This window comes from Proteus sp. G2674 (assembly GCF_009915195.1).
Lineage (GTDB): Bacteria > Pseudomonadota > Gammaproteobacteria > Enterobacterales > Enterobacteriaceae > Proteus > Proteus mirabilis.
Window position 1 is genome coordinate 144,958 of sequence record NZ_JAABLS010000027.1, and the last position, 25,254, is coordinate 170,211.

General features: G+C 39.2%; 21 protein-coding genes. 10 read left to right on the forward strand and 11 right to left on the reverse strand.

What is annotated here, in order from left to right:
- Positions 1 to 27 precede the first annotated feature (27 nt).
- The 4 genes from nagZ to umoD all read left to right on the forward strand — a co-directional run bounded on the left by nagZ (position 28) and on the right by umoD (position 4,680).
- On the forward strand, positions 28 to 1,047 hold the full coding sequence (nagZ, locus tag GWI58_RS12820) for a beta-N-acetylhexosaminidase (RefSeq protein ID WP_004247099.1): 1,020 nt from the start codon (positions 28 to 30) through the stop codon (positions 1,045 to 1,047).
- On the forward strand, positions 1,044 to 1,589 hold the full coding sequence (gene ycfP / locus GWI58_RS12825; RefSeq protein ID WP_161769246.1) for an alpha/beta hydrolase YcfP: 546 nt from the start codon (positions 1,044 to 1,046) through the stop codon (positions 1,587 to 1,589). The genes nagZ and ycfP overlap by 4 nt, the downstream gene beginning before the upstream one ends.
- A 394-nt stretch (positions 1,590 to 1,983) precedes the next feature.
- Positions 1,984 to 3,291, forward strand: a complete 1,308-nt coding sequence (locus tag GWI58_RS12830; protein WP_004247101.1) for an NAD(P)/FAD-dependent oxidoreductase — start codon at positions 1,984 to 1,986, stop codon at positions 3,289 to 3,291.
- An 888-nt stretch (positions 3,292 to 4,179) separates the two neighbouring features.
- The gene (gene umoD / locus GWI58_RS12835) at positions 4,180 to 4,680 is read left to right on the forward strand and encodes a flagellar biogenesis regulator UmoD (protein WP_004247102.1); all 501 of its coding nucleotides are present in this window, start codon (positions 4,180 to 4,182) and stop codon (positions 4,678 to 4,680) included.
- Positions 4,681 to 4,768: 88 nt separating this feature from the next.
- On the opposite strand, the gene mfd is transcribed toward umoD, so the two are convergent.
- The gene (gene mfd / locus GWI58_RS12840) at positions 4,769 to 8,224 is read right to left on the reverse strand and encodes a transcription-repair coupling factor (RefSeq protein ID WP_161769247.1); all 3,456 of its coding nucleotides are present in this window, start codon (positions 8,222 to 8,224) and stop codon (positions 4,769 to 4,771) included.
- 194 nt (positions 8,225 to 8,418) lie between these two features.
- Here mfd and lolC point away from each other — a divergent pair, with 194 nt between their 5' ends.
- The 5 genes from lolC (at position 8,419) to pepT (ending at position 13,809) form a co-directional block, all read left to right on the forward strand.
- Complete coding sequence (gene lolC / locus GWI58_RS12845; protein WP_012367767.1) at positions 8,419 to 9,621, forward strand: lipoprotein-releasing ABC transporter permease subunit LolC; 1,203 nt, start codon at positions 8,419 to 8,421, stop codon at positions 9,619 to 9,621.
- Positions 9,614 to 10,318, forward strand: a complete 705-nt coding sequence (gene lolD, locus GWI58_RS12850) for a lipoprotein-releasing ABC transporter ATP-binding protein LolD (protein WP_004247832.1) — start codon at positions 9,614 to 9,616, stop codon at positions 10,316 to 10,318. Before lolC ends, lolD begins: the two co-directional genes overlap by 8 nt.
- Positions 10,318 to 11,565: a lipoprotein-releasing ABC transporter permease subunit LolE gene (gene lolE, locus GWI58_RS12855; protein WP_004247833.1), complete on the forward strand. Its 1,248-nt coding sequence runs from the start codon at positions 10,318 to 10,320 to the stop codon at positions 11,563 to 11,565. The genes lolD and lolE overlap by 1 nt, the downstream gene beginning before the upstream one ends.
- 90 nt (positions 11,566 to 11,655) lie before the next feature.
- Positions 11,656 to 12,513 carry a Sir2 family NAD+-dependent deacetylase gene (gene cobB / locus GWI58_RS12860; RefSeq protein WP_004247834.1) on the forward strand — a complete coding sequence of 286 codons (858 nt, stop codon included), beginning with the start codon at positions 11,656 to 11,658 and terminating at the stop codon, positions 12,511 to 12,513.
- Positions 12,514 to 12,564: 51 nt separating this feature from the next.
- Positions 12,565 to 13,809, forward strand: coding sequence for a peptidase T (gene pepT, locus GWI58_RS12865; RefSeq protein ID WP_004247111.1), 1,245 nt, complete (start codon positions 12,565 to 12,567; stop codon positions 13,807 to 13,809).
- 581 nt (positions 13,810 to 14,390) lie between these two features.
- On the opposite strand, the gene GWI58_RS12875 is transcribed toward pepT, so the two are convergent.
- From GWI58_RS12875 to rluE, 8 genes are all read right to left on the reverse strand, one after another.
- Entirely contained in the window at positions 14,391 to 15,512 is a 1,122-nt protein-coding gene (locus GWI58_RS12875; RefSeq protein ID WP_094959109.1) for a ribosomal protein uL16 3-hydroxylase, read from the reverse strand.
- Positions 15,513 to 15,706: 194 nt separating this feature from the next.
- Positions 15,707 to 17,170 carry a two-component system sensor histidine kinase PhoQ gene (gene phoQ, locus GWI58_RS12880; RefSeq protein ID WP_004251833.1) on the reverse strand — a complete coding sequence of 488 codons (1,464 nt, stop codon included), beginning with the start codon at positions 17,168 to 17,170 and terminating at the stop codon, positions 15,707 to 15,709.
- 1 nt (position 17,171) lies between these two features.
- Positions 17,172 to 17,846, reverse strand: a complete 675-nt coding sequence (gene phoP / locus GWI58_RS12885; RefSeq protein WP_004247114.1) for a two-component system response regulator PhoP — start codon at positions 17,844 to 17,846, stop codon at positions 17,172 to 17,174.
- A gap of 190 nt (positions 17,847 to 18,036) precedes the next feature.
- A complete protein-coding gene (gene purB / locus GWI58_RS12890) occupies positions 18,037 to 19,407 on the reverse strand; it encodes an adenylosuccinate lyase (RefSeq protein WP_161769249.1) in 1,371 nt (456 codons plus the stop codon).
- Positions 19,408 to 19,439: 32 nt separating this feature from the next.
- On the reverse strand, positions 19,440 to 20,069 hold the full coding sequence (gene hflD, locus GWI58_RS12895; protein WP_004247840.1) for a high frequency lysogenization protein HflD: 630 nt from the start codon (positions 20,067 to 20,069) through the stop codon (positions 19,440 to 19,442).
- Positions 20,070 to 20,071: 2 nt separating this feature from the next.
- Positions 20,072 to 21,175: a tRNA 2-thiouridine(34) synthase MnmA gene (gene mnmA / locus GWI58_RS12900; protein ID WP_004247117.1), complete on the reverse strand. Its 1,104-nt coding sequence runs from the start codon at positions 21,173 to 21,175 to the stop codon at positions 20,072 to 20,074.
- Between the two features lie 105 nt (positions 21,176 to 21,280).
- Positions 21,281 to 21,733 (reverse strand): NUDIX hydrolase, encoded by a 453-nt coding sequence (locus GWI58_RS12905; RefSeq protein WP_004247118.1) that lies wholly within the window; start codon positions 21,731 to 21,733, stop codon positions 21,281 to 21,283.
- Positions 21,726 to 22,355 carry a 23S rRNA pseudouridine(2457) synthase RluE gene (rluE, locus tag GWI58_RS12910; RefSeq protein WP_110229343.1) on the reverse strand — a complete coding sequence of 210 codons (630 nt, stop codon included), beginning with the start codon at positions 22,353 to 22,355 and terminating at the stop codon, positions 21,726 to 21,728. Before rluE ends, GWI58_RS12905 begins: the two co-directional genes overlap by 8 nt.
- Positions 22,356 to 22,493: 138 nt before the next feature.
- Between rluE and icd the strand changes: the two genes are divergently transcribed.
- A complete protein-coding gene (gene icd / locus GWI58_RS12915; protein ID WP_161769250.1) occupies positions 22,494 to 23,747 on the forward strand; it encodes an NADP-dependent isocitrate dehydrogenase in 1,254 nt (417 codons plus the stop codon).
- A gap of 120 nt (positions 23,748 to 23,867) precedes the next feature.
- Here icd and GWI58_RS12920 read toward each other — a convergent pair whose 3' ends face one another.
- Entirely contained in the window at positions 23,868 to 24,995 is a 1,128-nt protein-coding gene (locus GWI58_RS12920) for a site-specific integrase (protein WP_161769251.1), read from the reverse strand.
- Positions 24,976 to 25,218 (reverse strand): excisionase, encoded by a 243-nt coding sequence (locus tag GWI58_RS12925; protein ID WP_004251672.1) that lies wholly within the window; start codon positions 25,216 to 25,218, stop codon positions 24,976 to 24,978. The genes GWI58_RS12920 and GWI58_RS12925 overlap by 20 nt, the downstream gene beginning before the upstream one ends.
- Between the last annotated feature and the right edge of the window lie 36 nt (positions 25,219 to 25,254).

Below are 25,254 nucleotides of genomic sequence, written 5' to 3' on the forward strand. Positions count from 1 at the left end.
TATTGCAATAACAAAGAGAGGAATGTTATGGGTCCTGTAATGCTTGATGTTGAAGGATATGAGCTCGATAACGAGGAGCGTGAAATTTTAAAGCATCCCCTTGTTGGTGGTTTGATCCTTTTTACCCGCAACTTCCACGACGCTGAGCAGTTAAATGAATTAGTGCGTCAAATCCGTGATGCTTCCCATGAGCGTTTAGTGATTGCCGTTGACCAAGAAGGAGGGCGAGTACAGCGCTTTCGTGATGGTTTTACTCGCTTACCTGCCGCGCAATCTTATGCTGCGCTTAATGAGCGCTATCAAGCTAGTCGCTTAGCACAAGAGGCCGGTTGGTTAATGGCATCAGAAATGATCGCAATGGATATTGATATTAGCTTTGCTCCAGTCCTAGATCTTGGTCATGACTGTATTGCTATCGGTGAGCGCTCTTTCCATGAGTGTCCAGAAATTGCTATGGATATGGCGGAAAGCTTTATTAAAGGAATGCGCTCTGCAGGTATGAAATCAACAGGTAAGCATTTTCCTGGTCATGGTGCCGTCAGAGCCGATTCCCATAAAGAAACGCCACGTGATGAGCGCTCTTTAAACGATATTCGTCAACGTGATATGGCTATCTTTAAAGATTTTATCCAACGTCAATTATTAGATGCCATTATGCCAGCTCATGTTATTTATTCTCAGATTGATGAGCGTCCAGCAAGTGGCTCTCCTTATTGGTTGAAATCAATTTTACGTGAACAACTCGGTTTCCAAGGCGTTATTTTCTCAGATGATTTATCTATGGAAGGTGCCGCTATTATGGGAAGTTATGCGCAGAGAGCACAACGTTCATTAGATGCGGGTTGTGATATGCTTTTAGTGTGTAATAACCGTAAAGGGGCGGTAAGTGTGTTAGATAACCTGTCCTTTGTCAAAGCAGAACGCATTTCGGCGTTGTACCATCACCGAGGTCGTTACACATTAAGTGAACTGCAAGCATCTGATCGTTGGAAAAAAGCGAATCAAATGCTGACCCAATTACAGGAGCAATGGCAGGAGCGCGCATGATTATATATTTACATGGCTTTGATTCCACTAGTCCGGGAAATCATGAGAAGGTATTACAGCTACAGTTTATTGATCCTGATGTCCGTTTTCTCAGTTACAGTACGTTGCATCCACGTCACGATATGCAACATCTACTCAAAGAGACGGATAAACTGATTAAATCGACAAAACAGACGGTGCTGATTTGTGGTGTAGGATTAGGTGGCTACTGGGCAGAGCGTATCGGTTTTTTATCTAATATTCGCCAAGTAATGATTAACCCCAATCTTTTTCCATATGAAAATATGACTGATAAGATTGATAGACCTGAAGAGTATTTAGATATTGCCACTAAGTGTATTCAAGATTTTCGCTCTAAAAATAGAGACAATGCATTAGTGATTTTATCCCGTCATGATGAGATTTTAGATAACCAGCGTTCTGCTGATGAGTTATCACCTTATTATTCGATTATTTGGGATGAAACGCAGACACATAAGTTCAAAAGCTTGTCAGAACATCTTTTTAAAATTAAAGCATTTAATAGCAAAATCCCCGCTTAAAATTGGCTTATGTAAGATGGACAGAGTGCATTTTGTCCATCTTTTTTGATTTATATTTTTTCTTTTCTTTATTATTTTAAGCCCCTCTCATATTCCGACTGAATTATTCACTTATATCCTCTATCTAATTGATAGTTATGGTAAAAAGTAGCTATATGTCAATAAGATGTTCTATTGGCGAATGAAAAACAACCTAAATGACTCGATTCATCAAAAAACAGGTATGAAAATTCAAATTTTTTTGATATAAATCAACTTTGGTATGACCATATTGCCAATGAGCTTTGGCTATTATCAAAATCATTGACTGAAACGTTTTAACTGTCGTTATTTAAGTGGATTTAACCAAGATGACTTAAATAACAACAGTAAATATCTTTAGGAGTGACGTTATATGTCATTAACAAAAATTGTTATAGTCGGTGGTGGAGCTGGTGGATTAGAACTAGCGACTAAATTGGGTGATAAGTTAGGGCGCAAAAAAAAAGCAGAAATTACCCTTGTTGATAGAAATAATAGTCACTTATGGAAACCTCTGTTACATGAAGTTGCCACAGGCTCATTAGATGATGGTGTTGATGCATTAAGTTATCTCGCTCATGGTTATAACCATCACTTTAATTTTCAATTAGGCACTTTAACAGGGCTTGATCGCCAACATAAAAATATCACTTTGGCTGCTATTTATGATGAAAATCAAGAGCTATTAGTTCCAGAGCGTCAACTTGATTATGATATTTTAGTCATGGCCTTAGGCAGTAAATCTAATGATTTTGGCACCCCAGGGATCAAAGAGCACTGCATCTTTTTAGATAGCCCACAGCAAGCACACCGTTTTCATAATGAAATGCTCAATTTATTTTTAAAATATTCAGCAGACTCCAACGCAGAAGCTGAAAATCGTAAAGTAAATATTGCGATTGTGGGTGGTGGTGCAACTGGAGTGGAATTATCTGCCGAATTACACAATGCTGTTCGCCAACTCAATAGTTATGGTTTAAAAAAATTAGCGCCATCAGCCCTTAATATCACGCTTGTTGAGGCGGGTGAGCGAATATTACCTGCATTACCCGTGCGTATTTCAAGTGCAGCACATCAAGAGCTGACTAAGTTGGGTGTGCGCGTGATGACGAAAACCATGGTAACAAGCGCCGATGAAAAAGGGTTAAATACCAAAGATGGCGAGCATATTGATGCTGATCTGATGGTTTGGGCTGCGGGGATCAAAGCCCCAGACTTTATGAAAGATATCGCTGGATTAGAAACCAATCGTATTAACCAATTAGTCGTTAAGCCGACATTACAAACAACATTAGATGATGCGATTTTTGCGATTGGTGATTGTGCATCCTGTCCGCGAAAAGAGGGAGGTTTTGTTCCGCCAAGGGCACAATCCGCTCATCAAATGGCAAGCCGTTGTTATAGCAATATTTTAGCCATGTTAAAGGGTAAAACGTTAAAAGAATATGTGTTTAAAGATCATGGCTCGTTAGTTTCGCTCTCTAAATTTAGTACGGTAGGGAGTTTGATGGGCAACTTAATGAAAGGCGATATGATGATAGAAGGGCGTATTGCACGTATCGTTTATATTTCTTTATACCGTATGCATCAAATCGCGTTACATGGTTATCTTAAAACGGGTTTGATGATGTTAGTTGGATCAATCAATCGTGTGATTAGACCAAAACTAAAACTTCATTAGTGAATAATGGTTTATTTTTCTAACTTTTGTTTCTTTTAGCAAACAAAAGTTTATTTTAACCCCCCACAGTATTTATATTGTCGGGGGTTTTATCTATCTAAAGAGTAGTAATAATTGTAAACAGTCAAAATAAGAATCTCTGAATTAGATGATTAATTCAGTAGAAAATATTTATGTGGATATCGAATTAATTTTTTAATAATATTAAGCTTCAATTTCAAATAACTTTATGAAAAATATAGTGTTATTTCTATAAATTTAATTATTTATATATAAAAATAATCTTCAATAGAATAGGGGGTTTTCATAAATTAAGATTTTTCTTAAATAGAAATAGGCGCTTTTAAGAATTTATTTAGGTCATAAAATGTTATGGTATTTAAAGATACATATTAAAACTTATAAATAATATATGTGAATAAAAAACATGTATTTAATCTATTATTTTTATTATCTTTATGTACAAACCAGTCTGTTACGCATAGTGAAAAGCAAATCGGCTATGTAAAGGTTAATGAAGAAGTTTCTTAAAAGAGATTACATTTGTTAACTTGATGTTATCATTACGCTATATTTATAAATATGTAAATGAAATTAGATTTCATTGATGAGATAAGAAATATTTAAGTTCATTCTTAATTTTTTTGAAAATAATTAGAAAATAGCGCGTATTTAATTAACTGATTAAAACAATAATTAGTGGTGTATTTACCATGTTATAAGTACATAGTTTACTTATGATGTTAATCAGCAAGGACGTAATAATATATTTTTTCATATAAGCTTATTCATTCAACATATTGAATTACAACGTTGTGATAAAAGAGTGAAATCCGCTTATAACAAAAAAATAGTAAAATAGGGATAAACGCATAAAAAGGGGAAAAAGTGAGTGTTGATAGCAAAAAGTTCACACTAATAGGACTAATCCTTGTATTAGCTATTCTTTTATTTGTCGCTTGGAAGTGGATATTTCCACGGCCACAATTTGCCCATGTGGTTTCAGCAACACCGATTAAATCAACCGTTTTTGTGACAGAAGAGTATTGCCATCGTATTGGACTGCCTACACAATTTACACCAGAAAAATTATCGCGTTTTCATCCCGCAGAGCAAGAGTGCCGTGTTTTCTATATGATAGAAGCGCTAAACAATAAAAGCATTGCTCACTTCCCTTATGCTCAATTTAGAGAATGTATTCCCATTTACCGCCAAGAAAGGCGAGTTATCGGTTATGATGTGCTTTACACAATTGATGGTACACCGGGTAAAGTGAGAACGACATTTAAACCGGGCGATATCATTGCGCTAGATAGCGATGGCCGACTTGTTTTGGAGCAAGAGCCATATTGTTCTATGAATGAAAATATTCCTTGCCGTAAAGAGTAACGGTTTTCTTTTTAGCATTAATGCTGATAACTGATAAGATCAAAAAGGCCTAATATTTATTATGTTAGGCCTTTTTGCATTTTGTTATCTAAACAGACAATGCGTTTATTTTGTGTTCACTAAAAGCGGTGAGCATATCGTCGATAAAAGTGAGTCGTTTTTCTCGATCGGTTAGGCTTATCATAAATTTCAATTTGGTAGGGCCATCTAAACGGAAGACGCTCGGTTGCTCTTGCAATAAACCGATTAAATAAGTCGGGTCGACATTATTTTTTTCACCAAACTCAATAAAGCCACCTTTGTCATGGGCTTCAATGCGAGATATACCTAAACTCATGGCGCTTAATCGAATAGCCGCATTACGTAATAAGTTGCGTCCTGCATCAGGTAAGGTGCCGAATCTATCAATAAGCTCTGCCCTTAGATCATTAAGTTCATTTAAGTCTTTGGCACTGGCAATACGTTTATAGAAAGAGAGTCTTACATTGACATCAGGAATATAGTCATCGGGCAATAGCACCGGCATTCTTAATTCAATTTCGGTTTGCTGATTGGTCAGATCTTCTAATGATGGCTCTCGACCCTCTTTTAATGCTTCAACTGCACTTTCTAGTAACTCCATATATAAAGAGAAGCCAACGGTATTCATTTGACCGCTTTGCTCTTCACCTAATAACTCTCCCGCACCACGAATTTCTAGATCATGTGTGGCTAAAGCAAAACCTGCGCCGAGATCTTCTAAGGAGGCAATCACTTCTAAGCGTTTATGGGCATCTTTAGTCATTGCTTTGGGATGAGGGGTTAATAGATAAGCATAGGCTTGATGGTGAGAGCGACCAACGCGTCCACGTAATTGGTGTAGCTGCGCTAAACCAAAGTGATCAGCACGTTCAATAATAATGGTATTGGCACTCGGAATATCAATACCCGTTTCTATAATGGTGGTGCAGAGCAATACATTAAATCGTTGATGGTGAAAATCGTTCATCACACGTTCAAGCTCACGTTCACGCATTTGCCCATGGCCAATACCAATACGAGCTTCAGGTACTAACTGTGCTAGCCTATCACGCGCTTTCTCTATATTTTCAACATCGTTATATAAATAGTACACTTGCCCACCACGTAATATTTCACGCAAGATAGCCTCTCTAACAACCAGATCATCATATTCGCGGACAAATGTTTTAACGGATAAACGGCGAGCAGGTGGGGTGGCAATAATTGACAGATCACGCATACCACTCATCGCCATATTTAGCGTACGAGGAATAGGGGTGGCGGTTAAGGTTAATATATCGACATTGGCACGCATTGCTTTAATACGCTCTTTATGACGTACACCGAAGCGATGTTCCTCATCAACAATTAATAATCCTAAGTCTTTCCATTGAATGCCCGGTTGTAATAATTTATGTGTACCAATAACGATATCAATGGTGCCTTCTGCTAATTTTTCGGTGATCTGCTGTTGCTCTTTGGCACTACGAAAACGTGAGATCATCTCAATATTGACCGGCCAATTAGCAAAGCGATCACGAAAGTTTTCAAAGTGTTGTTGAGCCAGTAGGGTAGTAGGCACCAAAATAGCCACTTGCTTATTGTTGCTTATTGCAAGAAACGCCGCACGCATAGCAACTTCTGTCTTACCAAAACCAACATCACCACATACTAGCCTATCCATGGCAATGGCTTGGCACATATCACTTAATACGGCATTAATCGCCATCTCTTGATCGGGTGTGGTTTCAAAAGGGAAGCTTTGGCGGAAAGTGTGATATTGTTCTTTATCTAATTTAAAGGCAAAACCAGATTTAACGGCTCGTTGAGCGTAGACATCTAATAATTCCGCCGCCACATCACGCACTTTTTCAGCTGCTTTTTGGCGTGCACGAGTCCAAGCATCACCCCCTAATTTATGAAGAGGCGCATTTTCATCCGCCCCACCAGAGTAGCGACTGATCAAATGCAGTGATGAAACAGGAACATAGAGTTTGTCATCTCCCGCATACGAGAGGATCAAGTACTCTGCTTTTACGCCACCCGCTTCTAAGGTAGTCATACCTTGATAACGACCCACCCCATGCTGAAGATGGACAACAGGTTGTCCGGGACTTAATTCTGCCAGATTGCGGATCAGTGTATCGGTATTGATGGTGCGACGATTATCTTGACGGCGACGGTGGACTCGCTCACCTAACATATCACTTTCGCAGATCAGCGCTAACTGACGATAATTGTCAATAAAGCCATGCTCTGCAGAGCCAATAATAAAATAACACCCTTTCTCTTTAGCATCCGCTAATTCAATAATTTGTTTGGGGGCAATTTTAATTCTAGATAAGAGCTCTTGAACGGTTTCCCGCCGACCTTCACTTTCAACCGAAAAAACAATACTGCCAGAAAATTGCTCTTGGAAACGGCGTAGATTATCAAGCGGTGATTTACTTTGTGCATTGACTGATAAATCAGGCAGTGGTTGATAACCTAAATTGGTATAACCCGCTTTTTCCGGCAGTGCTTGCGTTTTAAGTTGAATACGTGGCCACTGTTTTAACTGTTGATTGAGCGTTTCGACATTAAGCCAAATATCATCTGGTGGCAGTAATGGCCGCATGGGATCAACACGACGGCTTTCATAACGTTGATTGATATCTTGCCAAAATTTATCAGCGCAATCTTGCAGATCTTGCGTCACAATTAAGGTGTTTTGTGGGAAATAAGCAAATAAATTGGATAATGGCTGACTAAAAAAGAGCGGTTGCCAGTATTCAATCCCTGCGGGTAATACTTGCTTACTTACTTGTTGATAGATATGTTCAGGATCACGTCTTACTTCAAAACGTTCACGCCATTGGCTACGAAAGAGTTCAATCGCATTAGGATCAGTTGGAAACTCATGAGCCGGTAATAGTTTGATCTGCTCGACTTCTGTTAAGGTGCGTTGCGTATCAACATCAAAAGTTCTTAGGCTATCTATCTCATCATCAAAAAAGTCAATTCGATAAGGAAATTCACTGCCCATCGGGAATAGGTCAAGTAATGCGCCGCGTGTTGCATATTCGCCATGTTCTAACACTTGTTCTACATGACGATAACCCGCCTCATCAAATGTTTTGCGTAAATTGTCGCGAGAAAGTTGCTCTCCTTTACTCATTATTAATGCATGACTTGCGAGATAATCTGTTGGGCAGACTTTTTGCATTAACGTATTGACGGGTAAGATTAAAATTCCCTTGAGAAGTGATGGAATACGGTATAGCGTAGAAAGGCGGTTAGAGATTATTTCTTGATGGGGAGAAAAACTGTCGTAAGGCAATGTTTCCCAATCAGATAATGTCTCTACAGGATAATCACAAAACTGACGGATTTCATCTTGTAAACGCAGTGCATTTTGCATATCACGAGTGACAAGAACGACTAATCCAGCATGACGTTTGATGATTTCTGCACATTCTAGGGCGCAAGCGGCACCTGTCAGCTGACCCAGCTGGCGAGTATCCCCTTGTTTTACAGGAAGTTGATAACGATATTCTGAGGACATAAGCGTGTAATGTGAACTCTTGGTTGTAGTTAACTCCCAACACATCTTTAGCGACATCGCCAAAGCTTAAACTGGCGGGCAGGTTAAGATAAAAGAAAAAACCACAGTTTGGGAATAGAGTGGTTCCATTCAGTAAGACTACCCTTTATTATCCCTGAACACTTAGCATTAGCAACAGGAACAGCACAGTTTTCATGTACAATTCTGTCTCATTTTTTATAGGGCTCCGTTATATGCGGGGTCGCGCAGTCGACAAATTTGGTCGATTCGTCTCATGGCTATCCGCTTTAGGGATTATGCTGGGTGTTGCGGCATTGATCACAGTGACTTCTGTGATGAATGGCTTTGAACGCTCATTACAAAACAGCATTTTGGCCTATATTCCACAAGCTGTTATCACAACACCCAATGGGCAGCTACCCAAACAAGATAGTACTGCACAAATGTTATTAAAACGAGAAGATGTTATCAATGTCGTTCCTTTAGTTGAAGGGGATGTGGTATTACAAAGTAAAGATAATATCGGTGTTGGCGTGATGTTAGGGATTGATAAAGCACAAGATGAACCCCTAACACAGTTTATTCGCTATGGCGATTTCTCGTTATTAAAACCGGGAGAATATGGTGTGATCCTCGGTAGTGGTTTAGCTAAACAGCTAAAAACCAAAGAAGGGGATAGCATTCGCCTTATTGTTCCCGGCGTAAGCCAACTCACCCCAATGGGCCGAGTGCCTAGCCAACGACTGTTTACTGTCAAAGGTATTTTCCAAAGTGGCGGTGATGCGGATGCTTCTCAACTTCTGGTCAATCAACAAGATGCGGCGCGTTTGATGCGCTATCAACCCGGCAATATTACCGGATGGCGTCTATTCTTCTCAACCCCCCTTAATATTGAAAAATACAGTGCTGAACCTTTGCCAGCAGGTTTAAGTTGGAAAGATTGGCGTGAACGAAAGGGCGAGTTTTTCCAAGCAGTGAAAATGGAAAAAAATATGATGGGCTTATTATTAAGCCTAATTATTGCGGTCGCCGCGTTTAATATTATTACTTCGCTTTCATTACTGGTGATGGAAAAACAAGGTGAAGTGGCAATATTACAAACCATGGGGTTAAAGCGTTCGCAGATAATGTCTATCTTTATGCTACAAGGGGCAGGGGCCGGTATTTTAGGTGCTATTGCCGGAGGTTTGTTAGGGGCGTTACTATCAAGCCAACTAAATGTGATTATGCCTGCGGTAGGGCTTATTCCTCATGGGGTAGAATTACCCGCGACTTTAGAGTGGAGCCGAGTCTTTATGATTGGTTTTGCCGCTATTGTGATTTCACTATTATCGACTTTATACCCGTCTTGGCGGGCCGCAACTATTCAGCCAGCAGAGGCGCTACGTTATGAGTAATACCCCTTTATTACAATGTCATGCACTTTGTAAGCAGTATCAAGATGGTGCTATTTCAACACAAGTCTTAAAATCCGTCTCTTTCGCGATCAATCAAGGTGATTTTATGGCGATTGTCGGCAGCTCAGGTTCAGGTAAAAGTACCCTATTACATTTATTGGGTGGTTTAGACTCTCCAACCTCAGGTGAAGTGATATTTAAAGGGCAATCGCTCAATAAATTAACTTCAACGGCAAAAGCGGATTTACGTAATACTCAATTGGGTTTTATCTACCAATTCCATCATTTGTTACCTGATTTTACTGCATTAGAAAATGTTGCAATGCCTTTAATGATTGGTGGAATGAGTGCAGTAAAGGCTAAACAGAAAGCGATGTCTTTACTTGATGCCGTAGGATTAACTGCTCGTGCTCATCATCGTCCTTCTGAGTTATCTGGGGGAGAAAGACAACGTGTTGCTATTGCTAGAGCCTTAGTAAACGATCCGGCGTTAGTTTTAGCCGATGAGCCGACAGGTAATCTTGACCAAAAAAATGCGGAAGGTATTTTCGAATTACTCATGAAATTAAATAAAGAAAAGAAAACTGCCTTTTTGGTTGTTACTCATGATTTATCTCTCGCGGCACGCTTTCAACGTCAACTTGAAATGAAAGATGGTCAATTAGAGTCTCAAGAAGCGATTTCAGGAGTGGAATAATGGCGCAGCTGCCACTTGCTTTAGTTACCGCATTACGTTTTTCAAAAGGACGAAAACGTGCTGGTATGGTGTCATTAATTTCGATTATCTCAACGCTGGGCATTATGTTGGGTGTGGCGGTATTGATTATCGGATTAAGTGCCATGAACGGTTTTGAACGTGAATTAAAAAACCGCATTCTTTCTGTGGTTCCCCATGGACAAATTTATTCGGTAGAACAACCCTTTATATCTTGGCAACCGGCACTATCGCGGATTGAAAATACCGAGGGGGTTGTTGCCGCTGCCCCCTATATTCTATTGACCGGATTACTTGAAAAAGGAACAGAATTAAAAGCGGTACAAGTGATGGGGGTTGAACCGAATAAACAAAGTGATATCAGTTTATTACCGAGCTATGTGCAAAATAATGCATGGCAACATTTTCAAGCGGGTCAACAGCAAATCATTATTGGCCAAGGTGTTGCCGATGCCTTAAAAATCAAACAAGGTGATTGGTTAACTATTCTGATCCCTAACAATGATGATCCGAAAAAGCTATTACAACCTAAACGCATTCGTTTACAAGTCAGTGGCATATTTAAACTCAGTGGTATGCTCGATCACCAATTAGCGTTAATTCCATTGGCAGATGCGCAACAGTATCTTGATTACGGCAAAGGAATTACGGGTATTGAAGTGAAAACAAGCGATCCATTTCTAGCTAATGAAATTATTCATAATGCAGGCTTAAATAGCCAAGCCTATGTTTATGCTAAAAGCTGGATCAGCGATTATGGTTATATGTATAGCGATATTCAGATGATCCGCAGCATTATGTATCTCTCAATGATTTTAGTGATTGGGGTTGCTTGTTTTAATATTGTCTCGACGCTGATTATGGCGGTAAGAGATAAGAGCGGAGATATTGCTATTTTACGAACGTTAGGTGCAAGGGATAGCCATATTCGCAATATTTTCTTATGGTACGGACTGTTGTCAGGCATGATCGGATGCGTGGCCGGTGTTATTATGGGGGTAGTTGTCTCACTAAATTTAACCCCTATTGTCTCGGTAATTGAATCCATGACAGGGCATAGTGTGCTATCAGGAGATGTCTATTTTGTCGATTTCTTACCTTCAGAAATACATGCAATTGATGTTTTCTCCGTATTTTTGACGACGGTTATTTTGAGTTTGATTGCCAGTTGGTATCCTGCTCGTCGAGCAACTAAACTCGATCCTGCTAGAATTTTAAGTGGACAGTAAGTTTATTGACATAAAATGGATATAAACGGAAATAAGACAGTAAAGTTATCAATTTTTATTGATTGTTAAATATAAAAACCAAGGATTGCCATGATGAAACTTAAACTTCGTCATCGTCGGCTTAGGAAGTTTCGTAAGATAAAAAGTTTACGTAGACAACACTCACGTTGTCGTTATTTTCATTTAACCCATAAAACGGAACATGAAATGAATTTACCCAAAGTAGTGGTACTAACCGGGGCGGGCATTTCGGCTGAATCAGGTATAAAAACCTTTCGATCAGAAGATGGATTGTGGGAAGAGCATCGCGTTGAAGATGTGGCAACGCCAGAGGGATATCACCGCAACCCTAAGCTGGTTCAGCAGTTTTACAATGAGCGCCGTCGTCAATTACAACAACCCTCAATTCAACCTAATGAAGCACATTATGCATTAGCAAAACTTGAGCAATATCTTGGAAAGGACAATTTCCTGCTGGTCACGCAGAATATTGATAACTTACATGAAAAAGCAGGGAGTAAACATATTCTCCATATGCATGGTGAGTTATTGAAAGTCCGCTGTCCGCAATCAGGTCAAGTTTTTGAATGGAAAGGGGATTTATCAACGACAGATTATTGCCATTGTTGCCAATTTCCCTCTCCTCTACGTCCGCATATTGTTTGGTTTGGTGAAATGCCAATCGGCATGGATGAAATTTATCACGCTTTAGCACAGGCAGATCTCTTTATCGCTATTGGCACTTCGGGGAATGTCTATCCTGCGGCTGGGTTTGTCCATGAAGCACGGTTAACAGGGGCTCATACGGTTGAGCTTAACCTTGAACCTAGCTTAGTGGAGAGTGAGTTTGAAGAAAAACATTATGGCCCCGCGAGCCAAGTGGTTGATGCATATGTCCATAAATTGTTTGATTTAATTAATGATCCTAAAGCTGATTTGACGCAATAATTATTTTATAGAGTTCCCTATTATTGTTATTAGAGAGATTTAGGGGGCAAAATGGATAAATTATTAGAACGGTTTTTTGAATACATTAGTTTTGATACACAATCGAAACCATCATCGAAAATGTCACCAAGTAGCGATGGTCAGCTAAAATTAGCGAAGGCACTGGTACAAGAATTAAAAAAACTGGGTTTTTCTGATGTGACACTCAGTGATAAAGGATGCGTTATGGCGAGTTTGCCCTCTAACGTATCTTGGCCTGTACCTGTTATTGGCTTTATTTCCCATCTTGATACTTCACCTGATTTTTCAGGTAAACATGTAAAACCTCAAGTGCTTGAAGATTACCGTGGTGGTGATATCGCGCTAGGTATTGGTGATGAAGTATTATCACCGGTTATGTTTCCAATTTTACACTCAATGATTGGTAAAACATTAATTACAACGGATGGTAAAACTCTATTAGGTGCTGATGATAAAGCCGGTATCGCAGAGATAGTCACTGCGATGGTACGTTTAAAAGCACAAAATCGACCTCATGGTGATATCCGTATTGCATTTACGCCGGATGAAGAGATAGGGCGTGGTGCACATTATGTCGACCTAAAAGCATTTGGTGCTAACTGGGCATATACCGTTGATGGTGGTGGTGTGGGCGAATTGGAATATGAAAATTTCAATGCCGCTTCTGTGAGTATTAAAATCGTTGGTAATAATGTTCATCCCGGTAGTGCCAAAGGCGTGATGGTAAATGCGTTAGGACTTGCTTCGCGTATTCACCAAGAATTACCTGTTGAAGAGACCCCTGAAAACACAGAAGGCTATGAAGGTTTTTATCACCTACAAAGTATTAAAGGTACGGTGGAAAGAGCCGAAATGCACTATATTATTCGTGATTTTGATCGCAATCAGTTTGAAAAGCGTAAACAAAACATGATCACGATTGCTGAAAAAGTAGGTAAAGGTCTACATCCTGATTGCTATATTGAACTAACTATTGATGATAGCTACTACAATATGCATGATAAAGTGGTTCAGTATCCACATGTTATTGATATTGCCAAACAAGCAATGATTGATTGTGATATTGAACCTGATATTAAGCCTATTCGTGGTGGTACAGACGGTGCTCAGCTTTCTTACCGTGGATTACCTTGCCCAAATATCTTTACGGGTGGTTATAATTTTCATGGCAAACATGAATTTATCTCTTTAGAAGGTATGGAAGCCGCAGTAAGTGTTATTATGCGAATTGCTGAAATTACTGCCGAAAGAGAAAAAGCAAAAGTTATTTGTTAATAGAGCAGTTATGTAAAATAATTGCCCCATAATAGCCGACAATCTCGGCTATTATTTTATCTTTGTATTTTAAATATAGGGTTTGTTTTCATATTATTTAAAATTAAACTTTAAAAATAAGTTTGTTTTTTATAAGTTATTGGCCGATTATTTCAAATAATATTCTTTATAATCTAAATAAAATGATATAAGGATATTTGCGTAATGGCTGTACTCTCCAAAATAATAATAAAACAAACAAGATCAGAATGTCTGTGTAAAAAAATACCGATAACCAGTGATAATACTTTTAGTAAACAAGAGTATAAAGCATCGTTTATTATCGTTTTCAGCTATTTTTTAATTGCCCATCTTATTATATTTTCTTTATATTTATCAAATGATAAGCATACCTGGTTACTTTTAGGGCTACAGAGTGCGTTCTTTATCATTTTGCCATGGTTATTTTATGGCACAAGAACGTTACTAAAAGAGGCAATATATTATTTAATAAAATAACAGTTACTGTTTATTAACATAGTTAAAATAACACCCAGCTATAATTAGCTGGGTGTGTTTGTATAAAAATAGTTTATTTATACTTAATCTTCAAAATACCAATAGCCTTGGTTAACAAGGTGCGTCAATAAGCGTATAAATTTTGGATCTGCTAAAGCATCACCTAAATGTTGTTTATCAATACAATCATATTGGCAAAGGGCATCTGCAGCTTCAATATGATGAGTATCCATTAATTCACCATTAACAAAGCAACTATCACCAACACGCAGTGCGCGAATACCGTTTAAACGATGAAGTTGTTCACCTTGTTGCAGTAAATCGTGGATCTCAGCATTTTCATATAAAGGTTCAGGAATGGCTAAGTCAAGTTCATGGCGAGATTGAGAAATAAACTCCCCAAACCAATGACGGAATACTTCGGGTTGGGCAAGTAAGTCTTCCATCATATCATGCAACTTATTTAATTCTTGATGCTGGACTAATGCCGGATTCTCGCGAGGAGTAAGATCAGGATCACTGTAACGGTAGCTTCCTAAGTCATTTGCTAAAACATAGTCAGCAAAACCGCTAAATAGCTCTCGTGCATTAGGTGCTCTAAAGCCAACAGAATAGTTTAGTGATTCTTCAATGGCATAACCTTCATGAGGAAATCCAGGTGGAATATACAGAATATCACCCGGCTCTAATTCTTCATCGATAATGGCGTCAAAAGGATCAACTTGAAGTAAATCCGGGTGAGGGCAGTGCTGTTTCATTGGGATTTTCTCACCCACACGCCAACGACGACGACCTTGCCCTTGAATAATAAATACGTCATATTGATCAAGATGAGGACCCACACCGCCTCCGGGAACAGAGTAAGAGATCATCAAATCATCAATACGCCAATCGGGCAACACACGAAAAGGTTTCATCAATGCCGCACTTGGAAAATGCCAGTGATCGACCGCTTGAACTAATAACGACCAATCTTTATCGCCCAAACCTTCAAAGTGCTCAAAAGGCCCATGTTTAACTCCCCACTGCCCATCTTGACAACTCACAAGACGGCTATCCACTTCATCTTCCATTGCAAGACCTGCAAGTTCATCAGGAGATAAAGGATCAACAAAACCAGAGAAGCCGTTTTTGATTAATAAAGGACGTTTTTGCCAATGGCTTTCTAAAAATGATTGCCAATCTAAATTAAGTTTATAGTCCATTGTGTATTTCCTGAATTTGGGAAGCCTAAAAATATCATATAATGAATTACAACTTCCTGCTAAACATTCCTTGGTGCAATGTGAGTAATAACGAGTAATATACTGACAACTGCGTAGTTATCATACATCTCGCAATCTTATTGTGATAAGACCTAAATTAAATCAGCAATAATATAAGTTGATAGAGAAGAGCGTTACTCTATTTCAGTAGTGAGTTGTTGCTCAGCAAAGGTGACGATGAGTCTTGCCCCCCCTAATGGACTATCGGTAATGGTGATATCACCGTTATATTGCTCAATAATATCAACAGCAATTGATAATCCTAAGCCTTGTCCTGGGCGCAATGTATCTGCACGTGTACCACGTTGAAAAATAAGCTCCCTTTTTTCTGGGCTGACTCCTGGACCATCATCATCTACGGTGATAATCACACAATTGTCATCATGACTTACATTGATCTCGACAAACTCTAAACAGTACTTACAAGCATTATCAAGTACATTCCCCATGACTTCCATAAAATCATTCTTTTCACCTAACCACATCATTTCAGGGGAAACATTTAATGTTATATCAACGCCTTTGGATTGATAGACCTTATTAAGTGCACTACAAAGATTGTCAAGTAAGCCTGATAAAGAGTGGAGCTTGCGTGTTGTTATATCGTGATCGCCGTGAAGAGAAGCTCGATGTAAATAATAACCAACTTGCTGTGAAATTCGTTCAATTTGACTTTGCATAATTGGCTCAGCTTGTTCTATAGACATTTGTTTGCCAGCACGTAGGGCACGTAATGTTGATTGTAAAACAGCAAGGGGGGTTTTTAAGCTATGGGTCAGATCAGATAAACTGGTACGGTATTTACTATAACGATTGCGTTCATTACGCAATAAAATGTTGAGATTATAAACTAATCCTTTGAGCTCTTTAGGGGGATTTTCATCTAAATTATCGCGAGTGCCTTTTTCCAACGCGCTGATCTGCTCAATAATGGATTTAATCGGCCTTAAACTCCAATGGGCTGCTAACCAAATTAATGGGATCACCAAAAGAAAATTAGCTAGTAATATATAGAGAAACCAATCCCAGACTCTACTTACATTTTGCAGACTTTGAGGAATAGGATCGATAACCGCAATGGATAGATAAGGCATATTATCCGCCGCAGGATAGTGATTAATAACCACGGAATGCGTTAAGGTATCATTACTTGAATATTCGTTGAGTTTTTTTAGATAGGCTCGATATTGAGGCAGTTGCTGTAACATAAAACGTGTCGTTTTAACATTCACACTAATTTCAAATAAGCCTTCTTTATTGCGCCATTTTGGCGCGATACTGTTTGGGATCACCTGAGGTAAATCCGTTGGCGTCCATAGCACATTGCCTTTCTCGTCGAAAATAACCACCAGCGATGTGTTGTTGTTATTGAGGTTAGTCGGAAATTCAATCTGCAATTGCCCATCTTTCCATTGCGCTAAGCTATAGTAGAGATTACTTTGGCTGCGCATTAGCATAAAAGTCGTTTTATCAAAACTGACAATAGAGCCGACTATGGCAACCAAACCATAAGAGAGTGTCAGTGCTAAAATAATGGCGCTGGTGGCAAGTAAAAATCTTGTTCGTAAAGAGAAGGGCGAACGTTGTTTTTTATGCATATTAAGCTTTCATATCAAAACGATAACCTTGTCCACGTACAGTTACAATGACATCATTATCATATTTTTGGAGAATTTTTTTGCGCAGACGCCCCATAAGCACATCAATGGTATGACTTTCTCGCTGCTCTGCATCAGGATAAAGTTGGCGCATTAGCACATCTTTGCTCACCACTTTGTTTTGATTACGCATTAATGTTTCTAAAATAGTATATTCGAATGCAGTGAGCTTGATTTGCTCACCTAAGATCATGAACTCTTTACGTGATAAATCCAACTCAAAAGGGGCAATAGTCAGTATTTGTGAGGCAATGCCCATGTTTCTTCGCATTAATGCCTGAACGCGTGCCACGATCTCTTCAAAATGAAAAGGCTTTGTCACATAATCATCAGCACCGGCATTTAATGCGGTCACTTTTTCCTGCCAGCTTTCTCGAGCCGTTAATACCATAATGGGAATAGTAATATTATTTTCCCGCCATCGACGAATAAGGCTGATACCATCTTCATCAGGAAGACCTAAATCAACAATGGCGACATCAGGTGTACTTTCTGCGATAAAGTGATCGGCTTCTTTCGCATCCTGTGCTGCATCAACTTGATGTCCTGCATCGCGAAACTGCACAGATAAATGATGGCGAAGTAAGATATTATCTTCAATAATTAAGATCCGCATATTCCACCTTGTGTACATCAGTAAAAATCAGTTGCTGTAAGAGAAATTAAGATAATGATAGTCAATCTAGCACCTAAAGAATACCGTAACGGACAATGTGTTTAAGTTATAGATAGTTTTTATCTTATTTAGGACGGGTCATCGATATAAAAAAAGGCAGAGATTATCTGCCTTTTAAGTATGGGATAAATTAATCTAATTTATCAACAAGTTGACTGGCAAAACCAATATAGCTTTCAGGTGTCATCGCTTTTAAGCGTGCTTTTTCTTGTTCTGGTAGCGCTAAACCGTCAATAAACACAATCATATCTTGTGCCGTGATCCGTTTACCACGAGTTAACTCTTTAAGTTTTTCATAAGGTTTTTCAATACCATAGCGACGCATAATCGTTTGGATTGGTTCAGCAAGAACTTCCCAGTTGCTATCTAACTCTTCACGAAGATGACTTTCATTAACTTCTAATTTATTTAAGCCTTTCATGGTTGATTGGTAAGCGATTAATGCATAACCGATACCGACACCTAGGTTACGTAGTACGGTTGAGTCAGTTAAATCACGTTGCCAACGCGAAACAGGTAATTTACTGGAAAGGTGACCCATAACGGCATTAGCTAAACCTAAATTACCTTCAGAGTTTTCAAAATCGATAGGATTCACTTTATGAGGCATTGTTGATGAGCCAATCTCACCGGCAATGGTCTTCTGTTTGAAGTGATTAAGAGCGATATAACCCCAAATATCACGGTCAAAATCAATTAAAATTGTATTAAAGCGGCTGATGCAATCAAAAAGCTCGGCAATATAGTCGTGTGGCTCAATTTGCGTAGTATATGGGTTCCATGTGATCCCCAATGAAGTAACAAATTCTTCACTAAATTGGTGCCAATCAACTTCAGGATAGGCAGCTAGGTGAGCATTATAGTTACCTACTGCACCATTAATTTTACCTAAAATTTCTACTTGAGTAAGTTGGCGATATTGACGCCCCATACGGTATGCAACGTTTGCAAACTCTTTTCCTACCGTTGAAGGTGTTGCCGGTTGTCCGTGAGTACGAGAAAGCAGGGGTAAATCACGATATGCTTGCGCCATTTTACTGATAGTATCAATAAGCTCGCGCCATGCAGGTAGTAGCACTTCTTGGCGTGCTGTTTCTAACATGATGGCATGGGATAAATTATTAATATCTTCAGAAGTACAAGCGAAGTGAATAAACTCAGAAACTTGCTGTAGTGCAGGGATAGCTGCCACTTTTTCTTTTAAGAAATATTCAACCGCTTTCACATCATGATTGGTGGTGCGCTCGATAGTTTTGATACGAGCAGCATCATCTTCATTGAAGTTAGCAACAATTGCATCAAGGTAATCGATTGCGTTTTGTTCAAAGGCGGGAACTTCTTTAATGTCGGTGCAAGATGCTAGCTTTTGTAGCCAGCGAACTTCTACCTGTACACGGAATTTCAAAAGACCGAATTCACTAAAAATAGTCCGTAACGACGAGGTTTTACTACCGTAACGACCGTCAATCGGTGAAATCGCTGTCAGCGAAGATAATTCCATTGTTGGCAACTCCCAGGTTGAATTTTAACGTATTAACATTGAGCGAGAAAATCATCAGTTTGTCGTAAGATGGTTTTTTGATGGAGTAAAAAATCAAAACGGCGACCACCTACTTGACGCCAAAGTACGGCACTACGAAGACCTGTCAGAAGTAATCCACGTACTTTTGCTTGAATAATAGGGTTTTTAAGTAACTCAATCGAACCATTAACTTGAATTTTTGGCCCTACAGGGCTGACCGCATCACTATAAACGCCAGCGAGAGCATTAAATAATCCGTCAGAAAGCGGTTCAAAATAATTTTTTTGTCGTTCAAGTTGAGATATTTTTTGTGATAAATGCGAACTGTAATCGTTATTTTTGTTGATGATACGTTCAAGGTTAATCAGGCCTTGTTGATAAGTCATCAACTCAAACGTGAGTTTTTCTCTTCTTACCGCTTGATGGATAGCTTTTATGGTTTGAAAACCTAATTTCAAATGACTTATTTGATTACCATAAACATCCAAGGTTGAAGTTGGGTTGATATTAAAAATGCTGTTAACCATGACTTCAACATCTTTCTCGTCTGCATTCCCTTGATAAGCAATTTGCTGAACAAGACGACTTGCCTGGCAGATACCTGCCAGTGCAAGGGTAATATCACGAAAATCTTTAGCCACATCTACTCCTGAATACGTGTTTCAATAATACCGCCACCTAAACAGACTTCGTCTTGATAGAAAACGGCCGATTGCCCCGGTGTAACAGCAGCAACAGGATAGTCAAAACGGACTTCAATTTTATCTTCATCTAATGGTGTTACTGTACACGGAATATCAGCTTGGCGATATCGTGTTTTCACCGTGCAACGAAAAGCTTCGGTAATAGGCTCTCTTGCGACCCAATGAAGTTGTTGAGCAATTAAGCCTACGGACATTAATCGAGGGTGTTCATGACCTTGTGCGACAATTAATATGTTATTTGCAACATCTTTATCGACTACATACCAAGGATCTTCGCTACCTTCTTTTGTGCCACCGATACCCAGACCTTTACGTTGACCTAAGGTGTGATACATCAACCCTTGATGTTCACCAATGGTTTCGCCATCTACGGTGACGATAGGACCCGGTTTGGCAGGTAAATAGCGCGATAAGAAATCAGTAAACTTGCGTTCACCGATAAAACAGATCCCCGTAGAGTCTTTTTTCTTCGCGGTGGCTAAATCAAGCTTCTCGGCAATTTTTCTCACCTCAGGTTTTTCCATTTCACCGACAGGGAAAAGGCTTTGGGCGATTTGCTGATGACTTAATGTATATAAGAAGTAGCTTTGATCTTTGTTGTTATCAACACCGCGCAGTAATTGGCTTTTACCATCAATATCACGGCGACGAACATAGTGGCCCGTTGCAATATAGTCGGCCCCTAAATCTTCAGCTGCATATTCTAAAAATGCTTTAAATTTTATCTCTTTATTACATAGAATATCGGGATTAGGGGTGCGGCCAGCTTTATATTCAGATAAAAAGTGTTCAAATACATTATCCCAATATTCAGCGGCAAAATTGATAGTGTGAAGTTCTATGCCAAGCTTATCGCACACGGCTTGCGCGTCGGCAAGGTCGGCAGAAGCTGAGCAATATTCTGTATCGTCATCTTCTTCCCAGTTCTTCATAAACAGACCAACGACCTGATATCCCTGTTCCTTAAGAAGATAGGCTGAGACGGATGAATCTACGCCACCGGACATTCCAACGATGACTTTTTTTTGGCTGTTATCTGACATGAATGGATCTCACTGCGGAAAAATAAGCGCCATACTTTACCATATCACTATCAAGGGTGCATCAAACGAATACATTTTTTGCCTTCTTAACTATGAAAGTCATTGTTAAGAGGCAAATGTTGAACCAAAGCTATCCAGTAAAGAGAGTGGATAACGTTCATTTTGTTGATAACAAAGAATACTTTCTTTTACCAGCGGTGAACGTAATTGTTGGCTATTGATTATCTCTTGCGCGGTCACCCAGTAGCAGCCATTAATATCATCGTCATGTGGTTGTGTGGCTAATTGTTCTGGTGCTTCTATCAAAAATAAAAAACGCAAAAATGGCGTATTGTCCGGTGCCACCCACTGATGTAATTTCAAAAAATATTGTACCGGCAAGGTTAAACCGGTTTCTTCCCATAACTCTCGTTGTGCCGCTTGGATCAGGGTTTCATTTGCTTCTAAATGTCCTGCGGGTTGATTCCATGTGGCTTTGCCATTTACCGTTTCTTCAACAACTAAAAATTTATTGTTTGCATGAACAATACAAGCAACAGTGACATGTGGTTTAAACAAAATTAATCTCCTTCCATTGACCCGGTAATAGATTATCCAAGGTAATATTTCCCATGCTAAAACGAATTAAGCGTAATGTGGGATAACCAATATGGGCAGTCATACGTCTAACTTGGCGGTTTTTTCCTTCAAATAAAGTGATTTTTAACCAGCTAGTCGGAATAGATTGACGCTCTCTAATAGGTGGAAATCGCTCCCAAACCCACGTTGGCTGTTCTACCCTTTCAATTTTTGCAGGTAGTGTTTTCCCATCCTTTAGGTTAAGTCCTTCACGAAATTGTTGTAACGCTATCTCTGTGGGAATGCCTTCTACTTGAGCATAGTAGACTTTCCCTGTTTTTTTATTTGGTTGAGTTAATTTGGCCTGTAATTTGCCATCATTTGTTAATACTAACAGACCTTCACTATCTCTATCTAACCGTCCTGCCGCATAAATATCAGGAATGGTGATAAAATCTTTTAGCGTTTTTCTACCGCTGTCATCGGTAAATTGCACAAGAACATCAAAGGGTTTATTAAAGATAATCACTTTACGCTCACCTCTAGGGCGAGAAGGTTTTTTTTGTCCTGCTAGTGCGTGAGATTTGCGTAGTTTCGATCTATTGTTAAATTGATTTGCCATAGCTATTTTTTGTCAAAAATGGGAGATTGATTATACCTTAAAAGAGAAGCGATTGGCGTTAGCTGAATAATCAAGTAGTATTGACAGGTCTCTTACAAAAAATTAACAAAGCGTGCGCTTACATGAAAGGAGAGGTAAATGGAAAGCAAAGTAGTTGTTCCGGCTAATGGTGCTAAAATTACATTAGATGCTAAAGGTAAGCTTGTTGTTCCAAATAATCCGGTTATCCCTTATATCGAAGGGGATGGTATCGGTATCGATGTCACGCCAGCAATGTTAAAAGTTGTTGATGCAGCGGTTGAAAAAGCTTACGGCAATGAACGTAAGATTGAGTGGATGGAAGTCTACATCGGTGAAAAATCAACACAAATTTATGGTAAAGATGTTTGGCTGCCAGAAGAAACCTTAGATCTTATTCGTGAATATCGTGTTTCTATTAAAGGTCCTCTTACTACACCAGTAGGTGGTGGTATCCGTTCATTAAATGTGGCACTACGCCAACAACTCGACCTTTACGTTTGCCTGCGCCCAGTGCGTTATTACAAAGGCACTCCAAGCCCAGTAAAACACCCAGAACTGACGGATATGGTTATCTTCCGTGAAAACTCAGAAGATATCTATGCCGGTATTGAGTGGAAAGCCGGCTCAGCAGAAGCTGATAAAGTGATTAAGTTCCTGCAAGATGAAATGGGTGTAACCAAAATTCGCTTCCCACAAGATTGTGGTATCGGTATTAAGCCATGTTCAGAAGAGGGGACTAAACGTTTAGTTCGCGCAGCGATTGAATATGCAATTGATAACGATCGCGACTCCGTTACATTGGTGCATAAAGGTAATATTATGAAATTTACCGAAGGTGCCTTTAAAGATTGGGGTTATGAATTAGCCCGTGAAGAATTTGGTGGTGAGCTGTTAGATGGTGGCCCTTGGGTTAAAATTAAGAACCCTAAATCAGGCAAAGATATTATTGTTAAAGATGTTATCGCAGATGCATTCTTACAACAAATCCTGTTACGCCCAGCCGAGTATGATGTTATCGCTTGTATGAACTTAAATGGCGACTATATTTCTGATGCATTAGCAGCACAAGTTGGTGGTATTGGGATTGCTCCTGGCGCTAATATTGGTGATGAGTGTGCATTATTTGAAGCGACTCACGGAACAGCACCAAAATATGCCGGACAAGATAAAGTTAACCCAGGCTCTATTATTCTCTCCGCGGAGATGATGCTACGCCATATGGGTTGGACAGAAGCCGCTGACTTAATCATTAAAGGTATGGAAGGCGCGATCGAAGCGAAGACCGTTACTTATGATTTTGAACGTCTAATGGACGGTGCTAAACTGCTGAAATGTAGCGAGTTTGGTGACGCGATTATCAAACATATGTAATTGTTGATTTGATAAATAGTTAACGGGAGCTTATTAGTTCCCGTTTTTTATTATCAATATTGAAACGGTTATCAAAAAGTTATCAAAACGAGTTATCAAAACCGCCTGAAATTTGAGCAATTAAATCACGATTTTTATCCAATCTTTCCCTCGATCATCATGGTATTTATCCGTTTGAATTTGGTTTTTATGACCTAGTAAATCTTTAGTGTTTATACCTTGTGCTCGATATAACCTTTCAGATAAAGAGCGCTGTTCATGAAATGTTGCAGGCGTTCCTTCTCCCCAATCGATATCCGTTTTATTTCTCGCCTTTTTAAAGTTAGTCGTTAGCGTATTTGCAGTAACTTGATCACCACGTTTAGATTGTGAAGTGGTATGAAAATAATGAATAAGATAAGGGCTAATAACGCGATCACGACAACGAGCAACAACTTCACGTAATGACATATTTAATTGTTCAGAACGTAGTGATAATGGAATAGCTAATTTGGTGCCAGTTTTTTCTTGGATAATATGTAAATGATCATCCCAAATATCACTAAACTTCATTGCCGAGATATCACCTAATCGTTGGCCTGTAATAAGTGCAAGCAACATGGCATTGCCCATATAACGATGTTGTTTGTCAGCAATCTCAAATATCTTTTTCCATTCATCAAAATTAAGGCGTTGGCGAGTTACTTTTCGTTTCGGTTGTTTAGTGGCGAGGGCAGGGTTATAACTAGGAGGAACTTCACCTGCATGTTGTGCTTCTTTAAATACATCAATTAAAACAGAACGAATAACTTGTGCCATTCTGTGCTGGCCATTAGATTTATATTCATCAAGGATCCCAGCAATATCTCTGGCATCAACTGCGGGTAATGGTTTCATGGATAAGGCTTGCCTCATTAAATCGACTGGCTTCCTTTTTTGTTTATAGGTATTTGGCTTTATATCACCTTCTTTTAAACGCTCTTCTTGAATAGCCCAGTATTTATCTAACCAAGTATTAACCGTGATTTCTTTACCTTTAATTTTTGCCACTCGATCACTAATAGCCATAACTTGTCGGCTTCGTTGTTCTGCTAATCTTGTATTAGCTTCAATGGCTATTGCTTTCGCCTCGGCTTCATTGTCACCGAGGGCATGATATTTACCTGTTACAGGATGGCGATAACGCCAATAAACCTTGCTGGATTTACGACTAAGTAATGGGTAAAGATTAGGAATATTGACGTTATTTTTACGAGGTCTGGCAGCCATCTTTGAGGATCCTCTGTAAAATAAGGTTATCGTTGTTATTGATAACCGGTGATGTCAAATTACCGACAAGGTCGGCATCTTCTCTCACGCGCCAAATGCCACCTTCTTTCCTTGCTGGTGGGTAGAACAGGCCACCACGAGCATATCGTTGTAGCGTTCCTAACTTTGGTGGACGACTTTTATATCTTTCTTGCGCCCACTCCTCTAAAGTCAACATTTGCATATTTTTCTCTCCACACTGTCCGTACACAGTTTAAAT